17 protein-coding genes and 1 pseudogene are annotated in these 16,883 nt (G+C 44.9%); 6 read left to right on the top strand and 12 right to left on the bottom strand.

Going from position 1 to position 16,883, the window contains the following annotated elements; all coding sequences use genetic code 11:
- On the top strand, positions 1 to 1,084 hold a 1,084-nt coding region (locus MiAbW_RS17605), incomplete at its 5' end, for a tetratricopeptide repeat protein (RefSeq protein ID WP_151697165.1).
- Between the two features lie 251 nt (positions 1,085 to 1,335).
- On the opposite strand, the gene MiAbW_RS17610 is transcribed toward MiAbW_RS17605, so the two are convergent.
- The 10 genes from MiAbW_RS17610 to MiAbW_RS17655 all read right to left on the bottom strand — a co-directional run bounded on the left by MiAbW_RS17610 (position 1,336) and on the right by MiAbW_RS17655 (position 9,495).
- Positions 1,336 to 1,671, bottom strand: coding sequence for a ribulose bisphosphate carboxylase small subunit (locus tag MiAbW_RS17610; RefSeq protein WP_002741682.1), 336 nt, complete (start codon positions 1,669 to 1,671; stop codon positions 1,336 to 1,338).
- Positions 1,672 to 1,686: 15 nt separating this feature from the next.
- The gene (gene rcbX, locus MiAbW_RS17615) at positions 1,687 to 2,085 is read right to left on the bottom strand and encodes a RuBisCO chaperone RbcX (RefSeq protein ID WP_002732424.1); all 399 of its coding nucleotides are present in this window, start codon (positions 2,083 to 2,085) and stop codon (positions 1,687 to 1,689) included.
- Between the two features lie 130 nt (positions 2,086 to 2,215).
- Positions 2,216 to 3,631 (bottom strand): form I ribulose bisphosphate carboxylase large subunit, encoded by a 1,416-nt coding sequence (locus MiAbW_RS17620; RefSeq protein WP_002753365.1) that lies wholly within the window; start codon positions 3,629 to 3,631, stop codon positions 2,216 to 2,218.
- 550 nt (positions 3,632 to 4,181) lie between these two features.
- Positions 4,182 to 4,844, bottom strand: a complete 663-nt coding sequence (locus MiAbW_RS17625; protein WP_151697166.1) for a carbon dioxide concentrating mechanism protein — start codon at positions 4,842 to 4,844, stop codon at positions 4,182 to 4,184.
- 131 nt (positions 4,845 to 4,975) lie between these two features.
- Positions 4,976 to 6,934: a ribulose bisphosphate carboxylase small subunit gene (locus tag MiAbW_RS17630; RefSeq protein WP_151697167.1), complete on the bottom strand. Its 1,959-nt coding sequence runs from the start codon at positions 6,932 to 6,934 to the stop codon at positions 4,976 to 4,978.
- Positions 6,935 to 7,004: 70 nt separating this feature from the next.
- Positions 7,005 to 7,316 (bottom strand): EutN/CcmL family microcompartment protein, encoded by a 312-nt coding sequence (locus MiAbW_RS17635; protein ID WP_002741688.1) that lies wholly within the window; start codon positions 7,314 to 7,316, stop codon positions 7,005 to 7,007.
- Between the two features lie 32 nt (positions 7,317 to 7,348).
- Positions 7,349 to 7,690, bottom strand: coding sequence for a carbon dioxide-concentrating mechanism protein CcmK (locus MiAbW_RS17640; protein ID WP_002733426.1), 342 nt, complete (start codon positions 7,688 to 7,690; stop codon positions 7,349 to 7,351).
- Positions 7,691 to 7,756: 66 nt separating this feature from the next.
- The gene (locus MiAbW_RS17645) at positions 7,757 to 8,068 is read right to left on the bottom strand and encodes a carbon dioxide-concentrating mechanism protein CcmK (RefSeq protein WP_002734613.1); all 312 of its coding nucleotides are present in this window, start codon (positions 8,066 to 8,068) and stop codon (positions 7,757 to 7,759) included.
- An 855-nt stretch (positions 8,069 to 8,923) separates the two neighbouring features.
- Positions 8,924 to 9,208: a Nif11-like leader peptide family natural product precursor gene (locus tag MiAbW_RS17650; protein ID WP_002741693.1), complete on the bottom strand. Its 285-nt coding sequence runs from the start codon at positions 9,206 to 9,208 to the stop codon at positions 8,924 to 8,926.
- A gap of 101 nt (positions 9,209 to 9,309) precedes the next feature.
- Positions 9,310 to 9,495, bottom strand: a complete 186-nt coding sequence (locus tag MiAbW_RS17655; RefSeq protein ID WP_194163188.1) for a hypothetical protein — start codon at positions 9,493 to 9,495, stop codon at positions 9,310 to 9,312.
- Between MiAbW_RS17655 and miaB the strand changes: the two genes are divergently transcribed.
- Positions 9,494 to 10,834 (top strand): tRNA (N6-isopentenyl adenosine(37)-C2)-methylthiotransferase MiaB, encoded by a 1,341-nt coding sequence (gene miaB / locus MiAbW_RS17660; RefSeq protein WP_151697168.1) that lies wholly within the window; start codon positions 9,494 to 9,496, stop codon positions 10,832 to 10,834. The two genes, MiAbW_RS17655 and miaB, sit on opposite strands and share 2 nt — an antisense overlap.
- Positions 10,835 to 10,987: 153 nt before the next feature.
- Positions 10,988 to 11,374 carry a DUF2358 domain-containing protein gene (locus tag MiAbW_RS17665; protein WP_151697169.1) on the top strand — a complete coding sequence of 129 codons (387 nt, stop codon included), beginning with the start codon at positions 10,988 to 10,990 and terminating at the stop codon, positions 11,372 to 11,374.
- A 9-nt stretch (positions 11,375 to 11,383) separates the two neighbouring features.
- Here MiAbW_RS17665 and MiAbW_RS17670 read toward each other — a convergent pair whose 3' ends face one another.
- Positions 11,384 to 12,796, bottom strand: coding sequence for a slr1306 family protein (locus MiAbW_RS17670; RefSeq protein ID WP_151697170.1), 1,413 nt, complete (start codon positions 12,794 to 12,796; stop codon positions 11,384 to 11,386).
- A 177-nt stretch (positions 12,797 to 12,973) separates the two neighbouring features.
- On the opposite strand from MiAbW_RS17670, the gene rpmG reads away from it, so the two are divergent.
- The 3 genes from rpmG (at position 12,974) to MiAbW_RS17685 (ending at position 16,034) form a co-directional block, all read left to right on the top strand.
- Entirely contained in the window at positions 12,974 to 13,168 is a 195-nt protein-coding gene (rpmG, locus tag MiAbW_RS17675) for a 50S ribosomal protein L33 (protein WP_002734724.1), read from the top strand.
- Between the two features lie 40 nt (positions 13,169 to 13,208).
- Positions 13,209 to 13,424 (top strand): 30S ribosomal protein S18, encoded by a 216-nt coding sequence (gene rpsR, locus MiAbW_RS17680; protein ID WP_002732313.1) that lies wholly within the window; start codon positions 13,209 to 13,211, stop codon positions 13,422 to 13,424.
- A gap of 381 nt (positions 13,425 to 13,805) precedes the next feature.
- The gene (locus MiAbW_RS17685; RefSeq protein ID WP_151697171.1) at positions 13,806 to 16,034 is read left to right on the top strand and encodes a sensor histidine kinase; all 2,229 of its coding nucleotides are present in this window, start codon (positions 13,806 to 13,808) and stop codon (positions 16,032 to 16,034) included.
- 454 nt (positions 16,035 to 16,488) lie between these two features.
- Here the strand turns inward: MiAbW_RS17685 and MiAbW_RS17690 are convergent.
- A pseudogene (locus tag MiAbW_RS17690) lies at positions 16,489 to 16,758 on the bottom strand (hypothetical protein); the annotation flags it as partial.
- Positions 16,759 to 16,883: the final 125 nt, after the last annotated feature.

The following is a 16,883-nucleotide window of genomic DNA, read 5'->3' on the forward strand; positions in this document are numbered from 1 at the left end:
GTATGGGAAGGGATTCGCGTTAGGTCAGTTACGTAAATATCAAACATCTATAGAAGCTTTGCAACAAGCGATTAATACCTTACCTAAAGGGGAAGATTTAAAGAAGTTTCACAGTAGTATTTTACAACGGCAAAGTGTAGTTTATCGCTCTTTAGAAAATTATGAGCAAGCCTTAACGGTGATTAATCAGGCGATTTCTCTGGTTCCCAATAACCCTAATTACTATCAGGAAAAATGGGCAGTATTATATTGTTTAAAACGCTATGATGAGGGATTAGCGGCGATTACTCAGGCAATTAATCTCGCTCCCCGTGCTGCTTGGTATGGCAATCGGGGGATTCTTTACTATTACCAAAAAAAATACGATTTAGCATTAGCTGACTGGAACAAAGCCATTGAACTTAATCCTAATTTTGCTATGGCTTACAACAATCGGGGGATTCTTTACCGTCTCCAAGAAAAATACGAATTAGCTTTAGCTGACTACGACAAAGCTATTGAACTTAATCGTAATTTTGCTATGGCTTACTACAATCGAGGGAATCTTTACAAAAACTTGCAGAAATACGATTTAGCCCTCTCTGACTACAGCAAAGCCATTGACATTAATCGTAGTTATGCTGAGGCTTACTACAATCGAGGGAATCTTTACTCTGACTTGCAGAAATACGATTTAGCCCTCTCTGACTACACCAAAGCTATTGACATTAATCCTAATTTGGCTCAGGCTTATTTAAATCGGGGGCTTCTTTACTATGACCAAAAAAAATATGAATTAGCTTTAGCTGACCTCAACAAAGCTATTGACATTAATCATAATTATGTTGAGGCTTACCAAATTCGGGGGATTCTTTACTTTTACCAAGAAAAATACGAATTAGCTTTAGCTGACCACAGCAAAGCCATTGAAATTAATCCTAATTTGGCTGAGGCTTACTTAGGTCGTGGTCTTTTATATGCCATATTACGACAAACCGAAAAAGCAAAAATTGATCTACAACAAGCAGCCATATTATTCCGCCAACAGAATAATATGGCTGCTTATGAACAAGTGATGCAGATTTTACGGGAATTAGGGGGGTGAGTTTCGTAGGTTGGGTTGAGCGAATAAATATGTTAAGGAAAACCTCTAAATTCTCAGGGAAAGCGAAACCCAACAGCCAACACCTAAATCTGTCTGATACTAAATCTGGTTATTAAAGACTGATTATTTATTCCCCTTTTTGCATCAGTGCATGAGTAGAAAACGGGTTTCTTCAAGAAAACCGTTTTCTATCAAAAAAAAGGGAGGTTTAAGAACCCCCCTCAATAGTTAATAATTAGATGACAACCAAATTAGTAGCGGCCGGCATTGGGTTTATGGACAATAAAGCTCATGGTTTGACATTGTTTGATGTTGTCAAAAGCGATAACGCGGATGTAGCAATCAGAATACTCGGTGCGGCACTCGCGAACTTCATTAAGAACTTCTTGGGGGCCAGAAACAGAGAATAAAGGCAGTTTCCACATCGTCCAATGATAATCTGCGGGTTTGGGATCTTTTTCAAATTCCACAGCAGGAATATAACCCTGATCGATCATGTATTGAATTTGTTTAGCAATTTGTTGATCGGTGAGGGGGGGCAAGTAGGAAAGAGTTTCGTAACGCTTCTCTTTAGGTAAAGTTTTCATGGGTTTCTTGATTCCTTATGGGTTGGGTAGATCATCAACATCGAGATTTAATTCCGATGTCTCTGGTTGACTTATAGCAGTACGGGTGAGACGTTCCAAAAGTTGCCGACGATGTTCGGTATTGTCATTAATAATTCCCGTTTTTACCATCTCTGGCAAGAACTCTAAAACCTGTTCGGCTAGATGTTCTCTTACCGTCATGATCCGCAAAACTAACTCTTTATTCTCAGTCATTAACCCCGCAATATAGGCCTCGCCATCCTGAATGGAATGGCTAGAAGTATAGTGACTCAGCCAAATAGCTAAAGTGGGATTAGTTTCTGACAATTGATCGATAATCGTGCGAACCGCTTGGTAAGTTAGGTAACTTTGTAAGACTTTCGCAGTATCTTGAACAACTTTTTTCGGATACATTTTATACAGTTTTCAGTTATTGGCTAGGCAGTTATCAGTGTTGAAATTCTAGCGACTGCTTGCCGATTTTGGGCAAGTCCCCGGCATTATTTTCCACCGATAACTGCTAACAACCTTCTGAAGGGCTGTATTAGAGGGTATCCATAGCCTCGAACTCGAATTTGATTTCTTTCCAGAGTTCGCAAGCGGCAGCCAGTTCAGGACTCCAACGGCAAGCTTCCCGGATAACGTCGTTACCTTCGCGGGCCAAGGAGCGTCCTTCGTTACGAGCTTGGATACAAGCTTCCAGAGCCACACGGTTAGCGGTGGCACCCGGTGCGTTACCCCAGGGGTGGCCGAGGGTTCCACCACCGAACTGTAAGCAGGAATCGTCACCGAAGATTTCCACCAGCGCGGGCATATGCCAAACGTGGATACCACCGGAAGCCACCGGCATTACCCCGGGTAAGGAAGCGTAGTCTTGGGTGAAGAAAATACCACGAGCGCGATCTTCTTCTACATAGTCTTCACGCATCAGGTCAACAAAACCCATCGTGATCCCGCGTTCACCTTCGAGTTTACCGACAACGGTTCCCGAGTGCAGGTGATCACCACCAGAGAGACGTAAGCACTTAGCTAAAACGCGGAAGTGGATACCATGATTTTTCTGACGGTCGATAACCGCGTGCATTGCCCGGTGAATGTGGAGCAGTAACCCTTTGTCGCGGCAGAATTTCGCCAGGGTGGTGTTAGCGGTGAAACCACCGGTGAGGTAGTCGTGCATGATGATGGGGGTTTTGATTTCGGCGGCGAATTCAGCCCGTTGCATCATCTGCTCGCAGGTAGGAGCGGTTACGTTTAAGTAATGTCCTTTAACTTCGTTGGTTTCTGCTTGGGATTTAACGATCGCCTCTTGGACAAAGAGGAAACGATCGCGCCAACGCATGAAGGGTTGAGAGTTAATATTTTCGTCGTCTTTGGTGAAGTCTAAACCACCGCGGAGACATTCATAAACGGCACGACCGTAGTTTTTAGCGGAAAGGCCGAGTTTGGGTTTGATGGTGCAACCGAGTAGGGGGCGACCGTATTTGTTTAATTTGTCCCGTTCAACGGTGATACCGTGGGGAGGACCTTGGAAGGTTTTGATTAAAGCGACGGGGAAACGGATATCTTCTAAGCGGAGACCGCGTAGAGCTTTGAAACCGAAAACGTTACCAACGATCGAGGTGAGGATGTTGGTGACGGAACCTTCTTCAAATAGATCTAAAGGATAGGCAACGAAACAGAAGAACTGGTTATCTTCGTTGGGTACGGGTTCGATATCATAACAACGGCCTTTATAGCGATCGAGGTCGGTTAAGTTATCTGTCCAAACGGTGGTCCAGGTACCTGTGGAAGATTCCGCCGCTACCGCCGCACCTGCTTCTTCAGGAGGAACTCCGGGTTGGGGTGTTACCCGGAAGCAAGCTAGTAGATCGGTATCTTTGGGGGTGTAGTCGGGGGTGTAGTAGGTAAGGCGGTAGTCTTTTACGCCGGCCTGGAAACCTTTGGATTTGGCTTGCACCATTGGGATTATTCCTCCATAAACTGCATGATTAGTCGCACCTGTAAAATCTCGCCGTCAACCGACATAGATTTTTCTTAAGCTCCTTTCCCCTGCTGCTAGGAGCGAAGTTAGGGAGCAATTTTCACTAATGTTTTTTTCAACTGATCATCTTAACACGAACTTTATCCTATTCTGATCATTTTTTTTCTCTATCCCTAAAATTTTGATTGTTTTTTTTTCTCGGGGGGATTAGTTTCTTTAATCTGTCGTCATCTAACTTTGACAATCTCTACAAAAACACAAAAAAATCAACAAAAATTTACCTGATTGACACACAGAAACTTCTGCTCATCAGGCTTTGAGCGATTAAAACTACTCTTTAATTGAGGAAGATTATCAATAATTACAACCTCAAAAAATGTCGGCAATCGCTAAATATTACTGGGATTTCTAAGCAATTATACCCAGTACCTAGAGGACAGTTAGACAGCAGTGAACTCTAGATAAATTAGGTCTAATTACTCAGTAATTATTGTGGAAATTTTTGGCTTGTGAACGATTATTTTCCCCTTCAAGAATTATGGTTATTGTTGCCATTAAAACGATGACGTTCTGGAAATAGCGTGACCAATAACTGATTGATATAGACCTTTCCGACCACCGATGCTTGATTCGGTCGGTTAGTAGTAGATGCTTGTTCTCTGGTTTCCGCGGGACTGGCCTCGGCGACCATTTCCTCGCCATCCCAAGGACTGGCCACGGTTTCGGAGACCACTTCCTCCACGGACGGCACTGGGGACACTTGACTGACTACGGGTTGCGGTTCCGGTAAAGGGGGTCTTTCCGGTTCCGATGGGGTCGCTGACACCTCGATGGTAATTTGACGGGAAGTATCTCCGATCAGGGAACCAGACGGCACGATCGACATCGCTGCCACGGAAGCATTAAAAATCGTTGTGGTTGACCCGATACAGGCATTTTCACCGATTTCACCCTGACCGACTATTAGAACTCCTGTACCTAAAATTGCCCCTGCACCGATAGCAATAACACCCTGATAGGCGGTTAAAATCGTTCCCATACCCAGGCAAGCACCCGCACCGATAATTATTTGGCTATTGGGGGCTGCTCGGAGAATCACCCCCGCAGCCACGATCGCACTCTCATCAATGGTTACATCACCATTGACATAGAATTCCGAGCGGCTAATAGGTTGAACAGGGGGTAAGGACATAATTGACAGTTACTCAGTGATCAGTGATCAGTGATCAGGGGTTAGGGGGTAGGGGTTAGAGTTTCAGGTATTTTTCCCGATCCACCAACACCTAACACCTATCTCCGTTCACCGATCGCCGAGTCCTGAAATTAAGGGCGTTGAATAATCGATTCGAGAACACGACGTTTTGCTTGGGAGTCAATCCCGATCAGACGGACGTATTCCCCTTGATGGTCGCGCAGACAGGTTTCTAAAGCGGCCACCACATCGGATTCGCGACTGCTATCGATGGGGGTGCAGCTTTGCCAAGAACTGGTTTTAAAACGACGTTTATCCGCGTGTTCGACCCCAATTTTGTGACCTTGGTTCAATAAAGAACGAATTTGAGCGATCGTTTCCGCGGTTAAGGTACTGGTTAAAGTGGCAGTACCGCCGCCGGAGGAACCGGAAGCATAGCTTTTGAAACTCGGTTCAGCAACGGTGGCGGTTTTACCGTTGCCATTACTAGCCACCGAACCATCGGGACGCTGGATCACCGTTTCTAAAACCCGTTTTTTGGCTTTAGCATCGATACCGAGTAAGCGGACGTATTCGCCGCTATGTTCCCGTAAACAATCTTCCAAGGCAGTAATTACATCAGATTCGCGATTGCTTTCGATCGGAGCGCAACTCTGCCAAGAACTGGTTTTAAACCGGCGTTTATCGGCGTGTTCGGTGCCGATTTTGTAGCCTTGGGCGAGCAGGGAACGAATTTGAGCGATCGTTTCTCCACTTAAGCTACCACTGCTGCTATAACTGGCTCCGTTACTAGCGGGGCTGCTGTAGCTGCTGGCTTTGCCGCTGCCGTTACTAGCGGGGGCGCTGCCGGGGCGGTGAATAATCATTTCGACGACGCGTTTTTTCGCGTGCGGGTCGATCCCGATCAGGCGGACGTACTCATCGCTATTTTCAGCCACGATCGCTTCAATATCGCGAATGATGCCCGCTTCGCCCTTGGTTTCGATCGCAGGTCCGGTTAACCAAGAACTGGTTTTAAACCGGCGTTTATCCGCGTGTTCGGTGGCGATTTTCAGCCCTTGGGCCAGCAGGGAACGCACTTGTACCGACAGGTCGGAATGGCCGTTACCGTTGCCATGACCGCCGTGGACGGCGGTGGTGGTGCGGGCCGGTTCTCCCGGTGTGTCTTCGGGGCGCTGGATAATCATTTCCAGTATGCGCCGTTTAGCGGCGGGATCGACTCCGATCAGGCGGACGTATTCGCCTTGCAGGTCTCTCAGGGAGGCTTCTAGGGATTGGGATACCTGTTCTTCGCGGCCGCCGTCGATAAAGCCGGCACTTAACCAAGAACTGGTTTTAAAGCGGCGTTTGTCAGCGTATTCGATGCCGATCTTGTAGCCTTGGGAGAGGAGGGAGCGAACCTGCGCTCGAATGTTTGTATTTAAACTCATAGGTGTCACCGAATTTCTATATAGCGTCTCATTAGGGATGTTTATAGCGGCTGCCGGTGGCGGAGTCGCTGGACTGTGGGCTTTGACCGGGACGCTGGGGGCGAGGTCGATATCGACAATGTGACGAGTGAAGGCTCGATCGATTTCTGTGACATCGGGTAAGCGATCGGCCTGCTGTTGGCTGGTGATCACGGAACCGGATGGCACGAATTTACCGGCGGGGATTTCCACGTCTTGAACGAGGGCGTGCATCATGACGATGCAATCGGCCCCGATGCGGGCATTAAAGACGGTGGAGCGAAAACCGATAAAACAGCGATCGCCCACATAGGCTGGCCCGTGAATGAGTGCCATGTGGGTGATGCAGCTGCCCCGGCCGATCCACACCGAATATTCTCGGCTGTCATCTCCCACCACACGGCTTTTTTCTAAACCGTGGATGATTGCTCCGTCCTGAATTTTGCTGTCGTCGCCAATGTGAAAGGGGGTTCCTTCATCAGCGCGGATGGAAGTCCCCGGAGCGATCACCACTCGCGCCCCGATCTCGATAGTGCCACTGAGGTTAGAGAAGGTGTGAACTTTGGCACTCTGGTCTAGGTGCGTTTCCTCTGGGGATTTCGTCCGCTTTTTCGGACTAGCCGCCGTTGTGCGGACGACCATAGTTAGTCTTCCTCCATACTGAATTTGGCTGGCTGGTTGTTAATTAACTGTGTTTGGGTTCTATCGATGTTTAACCGGATTGACGAAATTCGTCTCTCTTGCTGTAGAGGGTGCGATTTTCTACGGTTATAGTGTCAATAATCCCCACCACCATTGCGTCAAGGGGGCGATTGTTCTGCCCGTCTTCGATCCGAGCTGCTCCTCCCCGGGACACTAGCACCCATTCGTTAATTCCCGCTCCGACAATATCACCCGCTACTTCGTATTTAGGCAAAAGTTGCCCTTGAGCGTCGATGAATTGCAAAAGCAGAAGTTTCACTCCCGTCATACTGCGAGGTTTCAGGGTGCTAACGACGGTTCCGCAAACTTTGGCAATTTGCATGGAATTTGTTTACACTAAAAGTTAGTTGCGCTCTAGATTCGTCTTAAAGGTTGCGGGTTAACACTTTCACGAAACTGTTCCACGGCTTCTGTATAACGAATGGGAAGAACGTATTCGAGGTTTTCGTGGGGACGGGCGATGATGTGGGTCGAGAGGACTTGACCACCTTTAACACGATTAGATGCCGCTTCTGTCCCCGCCGATACGGAGGCCTGTACTTCCGAAACGTCTCCCCGGACGATGACGGTGACGCGACCACTACCAATTTTTTCGTAACCTACTAGGGTTACGCGGGCGGCTTTTACCATGGCATCAGCCGCCTCGACGACGGCTGGGAAACCCAAGGTTTCCACCATGCCCACTGCAATTGACATAATATTTTTGTCTCCTAATGGTTGGCTTTCTTCGACTCTATAGATGCTGACCCCGATTAACGGTGTTTAATAGCTGCGGAATTGCTCTACTTCTTCGGTGTAGCGAATGGGCAGCACATATTCGAGGTTTTCGTGGGGACGAGCGATGATATGGGTAGATAGCACTTGTCCTCCGTTAACCCGGTTGGCGTTTTCCACTCCGGCAGCCACAGAAGCTTGCACTTCTGAAACGTCCCCCCGGACAATGACAGTGACGCGACCACTACCGATCTTTTCGTAACCCACTAGAGTCACCCTGGCGGCCTTGACCATGGCATCGGCCGCTTCCACAACGGCGGGAAATCCTAGGGTTTCAATCATTCCTACTGCAATTGGCATTTTTTTGTTCCTCGCTTGTCAAGCCAAACTAAACTATTAATTTCGTTAGCGTTATCAACTTTGTTTCAGTCAAATTCTTTCCTTGTTACTTTTCCTGCTCTAGCTTTGGTGGCGGTCGGGATCGTGGCAAGGTGGGTAAGACCATCCTGAATTTTATCTCGATCGTGACCGGTTTCATCCACTAATTTTATTTTCTAGGGCTGGTTGGTAAAAATTTGACGAGTCAGGCAAAATTATCAACCTAAAAAAAGCATAGGAAACTATGACACCTTTGACAATATAAAACATTATGATTATTTCTCATCTTCAGGTTAACGAAAGTTAATCATTCCTTGACTTCGCTCATCAGCCTCAGCAATTCTCAAGAGATTTACGGTTAAAACCTTTGCTCTGACTGTATTTCCGCTTTAACTTCTCTCTTGGCAGCTCGATTGTCTCTGCCGGATTTACTGGCAGATAAAAGCCTATTTTTCCCTGATTTCGGCTTTTTTATAATTTTTTTATACTATATACGGCTGGGAGTGGGGAGTGGGGTGAGGGGAGTGGGAATTATAAATTATGAATTATCAATTGGCAGCATCCCAATTATGCCATAAGCAATTGTACTTAGATGCGAAATGCTTAGACGGCAAGCCTTTTCGGGAGTTCTGGGAATTATAAATTATAAATTAGGAATTATGAATTATCAATTGGCATCATCCCAATTATGCCATAAGCAATTATACTTAGATGCGAAATGCTTAGTGGGCTGCTCCCTTATGAATTGGGGAGTGAGGGAGCCTTTTTCAGTGATCAGTAAACAGTGAAAGGAAAACTCACCTCTGATCACTGGTAACTGATCACCGATCACTGATTCTAGCGATCGATCTCACCTTCGTAGGGTTGGACACCGATCGAGGGATAATTATCGTGGTTAGGACTGAAAACTTCTAAGACTGCATGAGCTAACTTTTGGAAAAAGTCAGGACTCTCGTGCAAGGATTTGAGTGCTGCTTCTAATTCCGGACGGGAGAAATCGAAGCCTTGGGAGCGAGCTATCTCTAGTAATTGCTGAGGATCTTGGGTTGAGCGCATTTTTTGACCCAATTCTTCATTTTTAGCGGCTAAGGCGAAGAAATCGAACACTTGATTTTTAGACATATAAATACTTTTCCTTTGATGATTAAAGGTGTGGCCTCGGCGGCGTGGAGGTTAAACTGCCTAGTATGGTTTATTTTTATCCTACCAGTCAGGAGATATCCTCAAAGCAAAAGTTTCGTTTTTATTTGCTTGTATGGCTGAGTATGCTTTTTCTGGGAAGTGGGGTGTGGGGTGTGGGGATAATAAATAAAAATAATCTCCTGCCCACCGCCGACCGCTTCTTTCAAGTCAGAGAATAAATAGCCTAAAATAGAAACCTGCACTCTTGTTTCTGTAGCCAGCATCATGAATAAGTCCCCACGTCGTTACCATATCACCACCTTTGGTTGTCAGATGAATAAAGCTGACTCCGAACGCATGGCGGGTATTTTAGAAGATTTGGGGTTTCAATGGTCTGAGGATGCCAACGAAGCCGATTTAATCCTCTACAATACCTGTACAATTCGCGATAATGCCGAACAGAAGGTTTATTCTTATCTCGGCAGACAGGCTAAACGCAAACAAACTCAACCGGATCTTACTTTAGTTGTCGCTGGCTGCGTGGCCCAACAGGAAGGGGAACAATTATTAAGACGGGTTCCCGAAGTGGATTTAATTATCGGTCCCCAACACGCAAATCGTTTGGGAGACTTATTACAACAAGTTTTTGACGGTTCCCAGGTGGTGGCCACTGAACCCATCCACATCATGGAAGATATCACCAAACCGCGCCGGGATAGTAATATTACCGCTTGGGTGAACGTCATCTATGGTTGTAATGAACGCTGTACCTATTGTGTGGTTCCGGGGGTGCGTGGGGTGGAACAATCTCGCACTCCTGCGGCAATTCGAGCAGAAATGGAACAATTAGGACAACAGGGTTATCAAGAAATCACCCTTTTAGGTCAAAATATCGATGCCTACGGACGGGATTTACCCGGAGTGACGGCAAGCGGCCGACATTTGCACAATTTCACCGATTTACTCTACTACATTCACGATGTGGCCGGCATTGAACGTCTCCGTTTTGCCACCAGTCACCCCCGCTATTTTACCGAACGTTTGATTAAAGCTTGTCAGGAATTACCTAAGGTTTGTGAACATTTTCATATCCCTTTTCAATCGGGGGATAATGATATCCTCAAGGCCATGAAACGGGGCTATACTCAGGAAAAATACCGACAAATTATTGCTAATATTCGCGATTTAATGCCGGATGCTGCCATTAGTGCCGATGCGATTGTCGGATTCCCTGGAGAAACAGAGGCACAGTTCGAGAATACTTTAAAATTAGTTGATGAGATTGGTTTTGATCAATTAAATACGGCAGCCTATTCTCCCCGTCCCGGTACTCCAGCCGCTATTTGGGATAATCAATTAAGTGAGCAGGTAAAAAGCGATCGCTTACAAAGATTAAATCATCTAGTGGCCACAAAAGCGGCTGAACGTTCCCACAGATATTTAGGCAGAATTGAGGAAATTTTAGTGGAGGAAGTGAACCCTAAAGATGCTAGTCAAGTTATGGGAAGAACTAGAGGCAATCGCTTAACTTTCTTTACGGGAAATATTGAGGAATTGCGCGGCAAATTGGTTAAGGTTAAAATTACCGAAGTCCGTCCCTTTAGTTTGACGGGAGTGAGCTTTTAAGTAGTGGTGCAAAACTAATTTCTTGGTTAGGAGAGGCAAAGGGCAAGATGTAGTTAAATATGTGTAACTAATTTTGCTTAGGTACTTAATAGTTAAGAGTGACTTTTCAACAGTGAAAAAAGTCAATAGCTATCGGTAATAATTGGGTATTTTATGGATATTATCGCTATTTTGCAGCAAGATTATCAAAGATTTCCCCTCGATCAAACCTATGACATTTATGCTGATAACGTTTATTTTAAAGACCCTCTCAATCAATTTCGGGGGATTAAACGCTATCGGGAAATGATTGGTTTTATGAGTCAATGGTTCCAAGCTATTAAGATGGATGTCCACGCAATTGAACAGCAGGGAAATATTATTAATACCCGTTGGACATTGCACTGGACAACTCCTTTACCTTGGCGCCCCCGCATCGCTATTTCTGGACGCAGCCAATTAACTCTCGATGACAATAATCTGATTATTTCTCATATCGATTATTGGGATTGTTCGCGCTGGGATGTACTGCGTCAGCATTTACCTTTCCCCGGTTCTTAACCACATTTTTTAACCAGAGAATGCCGACCAACGAGTGCTCGTTTGCTTGACAAAATCCTGTAAAAATGCTAGGCGCTGATTTTGTTCCCAGACCTGTTTAACTTTATTCTGCAAACTCGTCCAATTCCAATCATTATTCAGTTGCTCGTTAATTTCCTGTTCTTGGAAATATTCAACTAAACTTAAACCGGCTAAACGAGTTAGATAGGCTGCACCAATTCCCTGCACTGTACCACCGGCAATATAAGTAATCGCATTTCCCTTGAGAATTGTTCCTAATGCTTGGGTTGTCACTTCTACCATGCCCAATTGTACCATCATTTTCCCCAGGGTAGTCATGGCTGTTTTTGCTTGTTCAAGGGACATTTTTTGTTGATAAATTGCCCCTAAATCCACTAACATTTGAGTGTTAGTGGCTGCCGCTAAAACTAAATCTAGGGCTGCGAGAGGATTAGCAAAAGTAGCAGTAGCGGCTATCCATTGGTATTGTTCGATAACAGGTAAAGCCTTTTTGCGTCGGGATTGATTAAGTAATTGTTTGGTTTCCTTAGCTAATTCGAGCGCTTGTCTCCAGATAGTTCCGAGAACTAATTCGGGCTTTTGTTGTTCGATAATTTGTCGGAGATGATTATCTAAAGGAGCGATAACCACAGTTTGAGGTTCCGTCCATTCCTTGATTTCTCCATTGCTTTGATGTTGACGAACTTTTAGGGGTTCAGGGGCAGCGGCTATGGCTAAAATATGATGAGCGGGAATAGTTTCTTTCAGTCTTTGTTTCAGGGAAAGGAGTATTTCTTCTCTGGTTTCGGCGGGTAAACGATCCTGTTTATTCAGTAACAGGATAACACGCTGGTGCATTCGAGCGAATTGCTGGAGGATTTGCCATTCGGAATCGCTTAAATCCCCATTGATCAGATACAAAACTAAGTCGGCTGCTAAGGCCTTTTTCTGGTTAGCGGTGGAGTCGAGAGTTAGAAGCGGTTCCGTTTCCAGAAAAGCGATAGATTCCCCAAAGTTGCAGCTTTCTAGTAGTTTTTTTAAGGCAGTTTTACCAGTTTTTCTAGCGCCGGTAATGGCAATTTTCAGGTCTTGGCGACTAAATTCTTGATTTAATTGGGTTAAAGTGATTTTGAGTGGGGTTAAGTCTTGATTGGGGTCTTCTTTGGCCAGATAATTAATTATCTTCTCGGCTTTGCTAATCGCTTGTTTAACCTTTTCTAGACTCAGGGGAGTGGGGGGGGAAAAATCGATTTTCGAGTTGGGTTTTTGCCAAAACCAGATACCGGCACCAAGAGCAATCGCACCGAAAATACCCCAGGAACTGATTTCGCTCAGTGTACTATTGAGAGTTTCCCCCAGGGTGAAAGCGATGGTAATGCCTATCCCCGTCACTAAAATCGGTTTACCCAATCTTACCGTCATTTTTCCTCATCCTTGCCAACTGCTTTGATTATTCTAGCTTTTTTGTGCTGGATTTCATCTCAAAATCAACTTTTTAGCCGACAATTTCTCGCAGGTGTCCTGGCTGCTCTTGCCTAAAAAGCCCCAGATATGTCATAATGATCGATTGCGTGTAAATTTACCCGATCCCCTGTTGTTATGGCTAGTAAAAAAGGCGTTCGCCTGATCATCACTGTAGAATGCACGGAATGCCGCAGTAATCCCGATAAGCGTACCCCCGGCGTTTCTCGCTACACCACCAGCAAAAACCGTCGCAATACCACCGGCAGACTGGAAATCAAGAAATACTGTCCCCACTGCAATAAGCACACCGTCCACAAGGAAATTAAGTAAGCACACTTTAGTTAAAAAGTCAAGCAATCTTTACAAATCTATGAGCTACTATCGTAAACGTCTCTCTCCCATCTCCCCCAGTCAACCGATTGACTACAAAGACACCGAACTCCTCCGCAAATTCATCACCGAACGCGGTAAACTTCTACCTAGACGTATCACCGGTTTAACTTCTAAACAACAGCGAGATTTAACTGAAGCGGTTAAACGCGCCCGTTTAATGGCTTTATTGCCTTTTGTCAACCAAGAAGCCTAAATTCAGTGATCAGTAATCAGTAATCAGTGAACAGTGATCGCTGAAAATAACACATATAAGTAATAGGACAAAATTAACTTCTTGGTGAGGATAGGCACTCATGGAAGAAGTAATTGGATATGTGTAATTAATTGTATCTAGCTACTTAACTTAAAACTTAAACCTGATAACTGATAACTGGTCACTGATAACTGATAACTGATAAGCGATCTCAGTATATTGGGGTCGCTTTCTCGTTTTTGCAAAGAAATATATCGGAATCGGCAGCGGATAGGAAGATTTGTGCGAGAATCTAAAGAAATTGTTAAATCGCTCTAGGAGTAGCCAACGATTTTGTGATTGTCGATCCAAATCCACCAATTAGCATAATGGGAGGCTCTTATGGAAAAGCAGCCATCAGCAATCGATACCGAGTTAGATGAACAGCTAAAAGAGGAGGATTCCGAGCAGTTTCTGCGTAGTATATTTAATTCCGTGCAAGCGTCGATTTTTGTGGTGGACGTGCTGGAAAATAGAGATTTTCGCTATGTGGGAGCAAACCCTGTTCATGAACGCTGGACAGGATTGCGAACGTCAGATATTAAAGGCAAAACTCCCGAACAAATCCTTCCCCCCGATGATGCGCGTAGTGTGCGGCAACACTACAGTGATTGTGTGCGTTACGGAACGACTATTTCCTACGAACAGTATTTACCTTTTCAAAATATACCCTACTGGTGGCTAACGACTTTAACACCCCTACGGGATAACAATGGGTGCATCTATCGTTTAGTGGGAACCAGTACCAATATCACCGAACGCAAACAGGCCGAAGAAGCTTTAAGATTACAAGCAGAACGAGAACAACTACTGGGGGTAATGCAGGAAAGAATCCGGCAATCGTTGGATCTCGATCGCATTTTGCAAAGAACTGTTAAAGAGGTGCGACAATTTCTCAACTGCGATCGAGTGTTAATTTATCGTTTATTCCCTGATCGTAGTGGCATGATTGTGGTGGAATCCCATACTGCGAGGATTAATTCTGTCTTAGGAAACAGCATCGAGGATCCCTGTTTTAATTTATCCCCAGAACGTCTGGAAAATTATCGTCGCGGGAGAATTCAAGTTATTGAAAATGTCCATAATTCGGGACTTGATCCCTGTTATCGCAGCTTACTGACCTCTTTGCAAGTACAGGCTAACCTGGTGGTGCCAATTATCTGCGATAACCAACTCTGGGGGTTACTAATTGCCCAAAATTGCCAAAAAACTCGCTCTTGGCAATCCCAAGAAATCGATCTACTCAAACAATTAGCCATTCAAGTGGGAATTGCCATTCAACAAGCGGAACTGCACCAACGGGTAAAATGCTTGAATACTGCCTTAGAATCGGAGGTTCAACAAAGAACCGCCGAATTGCAGATGACTTTGAAGTATGAAGCATTAATCGGACGGATTACCGAAAAAATTCGCGATAGTCTCGATGAAAATCATATTTTGCAAACCACCACCAGAGAATTAGTCCAGGTTTTACCCGTAGAACGCGCCCAAATTGAGCTTTACGATCCCAGTCGCAGCAAAGCCACTATTGTCCACGAATATACCACTCAAGAGCTTATCTGTCAGGGAATTACTCGTCAAATTAGCGATTTTCCTGAAATCTATCAACCGCTGCTGCACAAACAAATTTTACAATTTGTCGATCATCTTCCCCTTGGCAATCCCCAAATCTGTCGTGTTAACCGTTGCGCTTGTCCTATCTTTGACGATCAGGGTTTTTTGGGCAATCTTTGGCTAATTCGACCAGCTAATCAGATTTTTAACTCCTTAGAAACTAATTTGATTCAACATATTGCCACCGAATGTGCGATCGCTATTCGCCAGGCGCGACTTTACGAATCTTCCCAAGCACAAGTGAGGGAATTAGAAAAACTGGAAAGATTAAAAAGCGAATTCCTGAAAACCCTTTCCCATGAACTGCGAACCCCGATTACCAGTATTCGTCTAGCGGTGGAAACCCTAGAAAGTCTTCTAGAATATCAAGGGATCGAGATCGATGCACAGGATTCGATCGGTCAACTGTTGCAAATTCTTAACATTGAATCTCAACGTCAGAGTAAGTTAGTTAATGATTTGTTGACTTTAACCTATCTGGATGCCGAAACCGAACCTCCGGCGATCGAAACAATCGACTTACTTTCTTGGCTACCCTTATTAGTGGAACCTTTTCGGACTCTCACCCGCGAGCGACAACAGCAGTTAATTTTAGATATAGATGGGGATATACCGGAGATTAACACCAGTCTGTGTGCTATCGAGCGCATCATAGCGGAATTACTGACCAATGCTTCTAAATATACCCCAGAACAAGGGATAATTAGGGTAAATGTCAGGCGTGCGGACGAGCAAATATTAATTAGTGTGAGCAATTCAGGTGTAGAAATCGCCCCAGAGGAATTATCAAAAATATTCGCCCCTTTTTATCGTATTCCTCACCAAGATCCCTGGCGCTACAGTGGCACCGGTTTAGGTTTAGCTTTAGTCCGCAAACTGATTAAACCCCTAAATGCCACCATCGATGTCACCAGCGCCAATGCTGTCACCACTTTTACCCTCACCTGGCCAATCTAGCGGTCTGTTAAGCTAAAAATTGTCAGTTTGAGGGAAAATAGAGAAGCTATTAGATGCAAGAACGAACCTCATCGATCTGAGAAACGCTGTCAATGCTTCTTAATCTGAGTTGGCTTTATAGTAACTCTGGCTCTCTTGGGTTTGGTGGGTAAAATGTATTCTAAAATACAGTCCTGCCGGCGAGCGACTGGAACGAACCACAAAGACACAAAGGACACAAAGATTGATCGCTCCTATATAAGTTAAACTTATCACACAAAGAAGAAGAGAGCCACCAGAGGGGGTTTACATTCCTTTAGGTGCGCTATAAACTTAGTCCTAAATCCAGACAAAAAACTACATATAAACCAGTAATTACTGTTAGTAATTGCGGTTGGGCAAAAATTAACACCTAACACCGTAGTCAGGGCAAAACTAACCCCAGTAAGATTTCAATCAAGGCGATCAAGAATGATTAAATTTCTTCGGGATTAATATTTAACTCCCGCAGTTTTGCCGCTAACCTTTCGGCCCGTTGTCGTTCCGTTTCGGCCCGTTGTCGTTCTTGGTTGTAACTGGTGAAAGGTTGACCATCGGGATAATACAAGAGTAACTCTGGTTCGGCTAACTGAAAACGAATGCCCAAGCGAGGACTGACCCAATTATCGAGATTTTCCAGACTTTCGAGCCGATTTTCCCGACGAATACAGCCGCCCAAATCATTTTTATCGGGATTATAAATGTATAGCATAGAACGAGTTAGTTAGGACAGATGCCTGAAGGCTTTACTCACAGCATCCACAAGGTTTTCACTATCATTGATAATCTGACTAACATAGTTTTTCAATCTAGCCCAGAACTTTTCAATTT

The sequence above is a fragment of the Microcystis aeruginosa NIES-4325 genome, from assembly GCF_008974145.1.
Lineage (GTDB): Bacteria > Cyanobacteriota > Cyanobacteriia > Cyanobacteriales > Microcystaceae > Microcystis > Microcystis aeruginosa_G.